Origin of the sequence: Rahnella sp. AN3-3W3 (genome assembly GCF_003263545.1) — a bacterium.
GTDB classification, from domain to species: domain Bacteria; phylum Pseudomonadota; class Gammaproteobacteria; order Enterobacterales; family Enterobacteriaceae; genus Rahnella; species Rahnella variigena.
The window spans coordinates 1-4,083 of sequence record NZ_JYDG01000107.1; the positions used below are offsets into that span (position 1 = coordinate 1).

General features: G+C 55.3%; 4 protein-coding genes. 3 read left to right on the plus strand and 1 reads right to left on the minus strand.

The features are described from left to right. Nucleotides 1-191 precede the first annotated feature (191 nt). A complete protein-coding gene (locus UC15_RS23245) occupies nt 192-1,841 on the plus strand; it encodes a Na+/H+ antiporter (protein WP_112291297.1) in 1,650 nt (549 codons plus the stop codon). Nucleotides 1,842-1,929: 88 nt separating this feature from the next. Here UC15_RS23245 and UC15_RS23250 read toward each other — a convergent pair whose 3' ends face one another. After that, nucleotides 1,930-2,808 (minus strand): LysR family transcriptional regulator, encoded by an 879-nt coding sequence (locus UC15_RS23250; protein WP_112291302.1) that lies wholly within the window; start codon nt 2,806-2,808, stop codon nt 1,930-1,932. Between the two features lie 143 nt (nt 2,809-2,951). On the opposite strand from UC15_RS23250, the gene UC15_RS23255 reads away from it, so the two are divergent. Next, nucleotides 2,952-3,374 carry a CidA/LrgA family protein gene (locus UC15_RS23255; RefSeq protein WP_112291298.1) on the plus strand — a complete coding sequence of 141 codons (423 nt, stop codon included), beginning with the start codon at nt 2,952-2,954 and terminating at the stop codon, nt 3,372-3,374. Next, nucleotides 3,367-4,056: an LrgB family protein gene (locus UC15_RS23260; RefSeq protein ID WP_112291300.1), complete on the plus strand. Its 690-nt coding sequence runs from the start codon at nt 3,367-3,369 to the stop codon at nt 4,054-4,056. The genes UC15_RS23255 and UC15_RS23260 overlap by 8 nt, the downstream gene beginning before the upstream one ends. The last annotated feature ends 27 nt before the right edge of the window (nt 4,057-4,083 follow it).

Genomic DNA, 4,083 nt, shown 5'->3' on the forward strand with positions numbered 1-4,083 from the left:
TCGCAGGGGGAGGAGCAAGAAAAACCCTTCATTCAGGCTCCGGAGAAAGGTGAGAAGCAAGAACCTCTCTGAGGTAACCGCACGCACTGATTTAAATCTCATCCCCTTTTGATCTACTATTTCAAGGTTCGCTCCGGACTCACTCACCTGTGTCTGGCTGAAATTCATAAAAACAAGAGTCTAAGGAAAGCATGGAAATATTCTTTACCATTCTGATTTTGATTCTGGTGGTGTCGCTATCCGGTGTCGTCACCAGAATGTTGCCGTTTCAGGTTCCTCTTCCATTAATGCAGATTGCCGTCGGTGCTTTGCTGGCATGGCCCAATTTTGGCCTGCACGTGGACTTCGATCCGGAACTGTTTCTCGTTCTGTTCATCCCGCCATTGCTGTTCGCCGATGGCTGGAAAACCCCGACCCGTGAATTCCTCCACCACGGTCGCGAAATTCTTGGGCTGGCGCTGGTGCTGGTATTACTCACCGTCGTCGGTATCGGCTATCTGATTTATATGATGGTGCCGGATATTCCGCTGGTGGCTGCGTTCGCGCTGGCTGCGGTGCTTTCACCCACCGATGCCGTGGCATTAGGCGGGATTGTCGGCAAGGGCCGTATTCCGAAGTCGATCATGAGCGTGCTGGAAGGTGAAGCGCTGATGAATGACGCGTCCGGTCTGGTGTCGCTGAAATTCGCTATCGCTGTGGCGATGGGCACGATGATCTTTACCGTCGGCGGGGCCAGCGTTGAGTTCCTTAAAGTGGCGATCGGTGGCCTGATGGCCGGTGTGGCGGTGACGTGGTTATACAGTAAATCGCTGCGTATCATGAGCCGCTGGAGCGGTGATGATCCGGCAACGCAAATCGTCTTCCTGTTGCTGCTGCCGTTTGCGTCGTATCTGATTGCCGAACACATTGGCGTATCGGGCATTCTGGCCGCAGTGGCCGCCGGTATGACCATCAGCCAGTCGGGCATTATCCGTAACGCACCGCTGGCGATGCGTCTGCGTGCCAACAGCGTCTGGGCGATGCTGGAATTTGTGTTCAACGGTATGGTGTTCATTATGCTGGGCCTGCAATTGCCGGGCATCCTTGAGAACTCAATTGATCAGGCGACACACGATCCGTCTATCGTGACGTGGCATCTGTTTGCAGACGTCGGGATTATCTACTTTGCGCTGCTGATCCTGCGTTTCGTCTGGCTGTGGGTGATGAAAAATTTCAGCAACCGTTTCCTGAAAAAGAAACCGCTGCTGTTTGGCAACTACAGTACGCGTGAGCTGTGGGTGGCATCCTTCGCCGGTGTGCGCGGGGCGATTACGCTGGCGGGTGTGCTGTCAATTCCGCTGTTCCTCGCCGATGGTTCGGCGTTCCCGTCGCGCTATCAGCTGGTGTTCCTGGCGACCGGCGTCATTCTGTTCTCGCTGATTGCGGGCGTGATTGCCTTGCCGTTCCTGCTTAAAGGCGTGGTGGTGGCGGATGGCACCGCGTATCGCGAAGAAGAACGCATGGCGAAATCTATCGCGGCGGAAGTGGCGATAGAAAGCCTGCATAAGATGGAGGAACGTCTGGCGGCGGATACTGAAGAAAACATCGACGAGCAGACGCTGAAGGAAATCAGCTCGCGGGTTATCGGGACTCTGCGACGACGCACGGCCAACCGCGATGATATGGAAACTGCGCTGAAGCTGGAAAACCTCGAGCGTCGCTTCCGTCTGACTGCGCTGCGCGCTGAACGCGGTGAGCTGTATCACCTGCGCGCCACGCAGAAAATCAGTAATGAGACGCTGCAAAAACTGCTGCATGATCTCGATTTACTTGAAGCGCTTCTTGTAGAAAAAGAAGTTTAACTTCTGTCAGAAATAAAACCGCGTGCGCTGCAACGTTCACGCGGTTTTTTATTGCCTGCTATTTCCGGTTACTTCCCGTTGCTTCCCGCTATTTCCAGTAATCTCTGCACAGCGTGATCCACGCCTGGGCGCTGTGTGAAAGATAACTGCCCTGATGCCAGATAAGCCCCAGTTGCCACGGCATCAGCGGATCCAGCGGCAGCCACATCAGCGCGTTTTTATCCAGCCGCTGACAGACAGGCTCCGGCAAAATCGCCACGCCCATGCCGGTTTGCACCATCGCGGCTAAGAAATCCCACTGACCGCTGCGTGCGGCAATTTTGGGCGTAAAACCGTGAGCGGAAAACGCATCCATCAGCTGGCGATACAGTGCAAAATCTTCGTTATAAATCAGAATACTTTCATCAGCCAGATCACTGAACCCGATGCGCGTGCGGTTCAGCCAGTGCGGCGTGCGCGGCACCACCACGCACAGCGGATGACTGAACAGCAGCAATGAGGCGATGGAAGGCACTGCGTCGGCTGGCAGGGCGGTGAGCGCCAGATCCAGCTCGCCGGAGATCACCGCCTGTTGCACGGTCAAGCCGCCAAATTCGGAAATAATCAGTTCGATACCCGGATACTGCTGGCGGAAACTGCTAATAAGCGGCGCGATTTGTGTGCCCACCATCGGCGGAATGCCCAGTCGCAGGTGACCGGATTTAAGTGAGTTGATATCTTCGAGTTCGGCTTCCAGCTGGCGGAATTCTTCAAGGATATTCAGCCCGCGCTGATACAGCGCCTGGCCGCTGTCAGTCAGCCGCAAACGCCGTCCTTCACGAACGATCAGCGTGCATTCCAGTTCTTCTTCCAGATGACGCAGCATTTTGCTGATCGTCGGTTGCGTGACGAACAGCTTTTCCGCCGCGCGGGTAAAGCTCTGCTGGCGAACCACTTCGACAAAATAGCGTAAGGTACGGACGTCCATGGGCTTATTTTTCCCGGTCAGATCGGCGAGTAACAAAGTATTCCAAACTGGAATCATTTTTATGATTTTAATTCATTTCTTTACCGGTTTCCTGCCAGCGTATACTTCATTTTCACACTTTTCCCTCTTTCGAGGTCGTCCCCATGTTGCTGGCGTTGCGCACGAAAGCGCCGTCCCTGCTGACCCGCTGTCAGATCCCCGTTCAGGTGGTGCTGTACGCGGTGTTATTCGTTATCGCCGATCGGCTGGTCACCGCATTACATCTGCCGTTACCTGCCAACATTGTCGGCATGCTGATGCTTTTACTGCTGATTATGTTCCGCATTTTGCCGGTGAAATGGGTGAAAGCCGGTTCCCGCTGGCTGCTGGCGGAAATGTTGTTGTTCTTCGTGCCAGCCGTGGTGGCGGTGGTGAATTACGCCCAGTTGCTGATGATCGAGGGCTGGAAAATTTTTCTGGTGATTGGTGTCAGTACCGTACTGACCCTCGGTGCGACGGCGGTGGTGGTCGATAAAGTTTATCATCTGGAACAACGTCTGGCGGCAAGGAAGGCGAGCCGTGACTGATCTTCTTATCAGCATTCTGTGTTTTGTTATCACGCTCGGGTTGTATTACGCCAACAAGAAACTTTACCGTCAGAAACGCACGTTGCTGCTGATGCCGCTGGTGTTCACACCGATTGTGCTGGTTGTCTTGCTGGTGTTGACGCACACCTCGTATCAGGATTACATCGGCGAAACGCACTGGTTGTTATGGCTGCTCGGGCCTTCAACCATCGCGTTTGCGGTGCCGGTTTACGAGAATATGGCGGTGATCCGCCGTCACTGGATGTCGCTGAGTGCGGGCGTGCTGACCGCGATTGTGGTGGCGGTCAGCAGCTCCGTCTGGCTGGCGCGGATGCTGACGTTGCCTGAAGAGATTCAGCGCAGTCTGGCGGTGCGTTCCATCACCACACCGTTCGCGCTGGCAGCGGCGAAGCAAATGGGCGGTCAGCCGGATCTGGTCGCGTTGTTTGTGGTGATCACCGGCGTATTCGGCATGGCGGTCGGCGATATGCTGTTTCTGCGTCTGGCAGTAAAAAGCGGACAGGCAAAAGGCGCCGGGTTTGGTGCGGCGTCGCACGGTGCGGGTACGGCGAGAGCCTATGAGCTGGGCGCGGAAGAAGGCGTGGTATCGAGTCTGGTAATGATGCTGGCGGGAGTTGTCACCGTGGTGATTGCGCCGGTGATCGGGGGAGTGATGTGGTGATGATTAATGCTCCCTCCCCTGCGAAGG

What these genes read in the sequence shown, in the direction of transcription:
- UC15_RS23245 (WP_112291297.1), top strand. Translation starts at nt 192, where the DNA reads ATGGAAATATTCTTTACCATTCTGATTTTGATTCTGGTGGTGTCGCTA.
- UC15_RS23250 (WP_112291302.1), bottom strand. Translation starts at nt 2,808, where the DNA reads ATGGACGTCCGTACCTTACGCTATTTTGTCGAAGTGGTTCGCCAGCAG.
- UC15_RS23255 (WP_112291298.1), top strand. Translation starts at nt 2,952, where the DNA reads ATGTTGCTGGCGTTGCGCACGAAAGCGCCGTCCCTGCTGACCCGCTGT.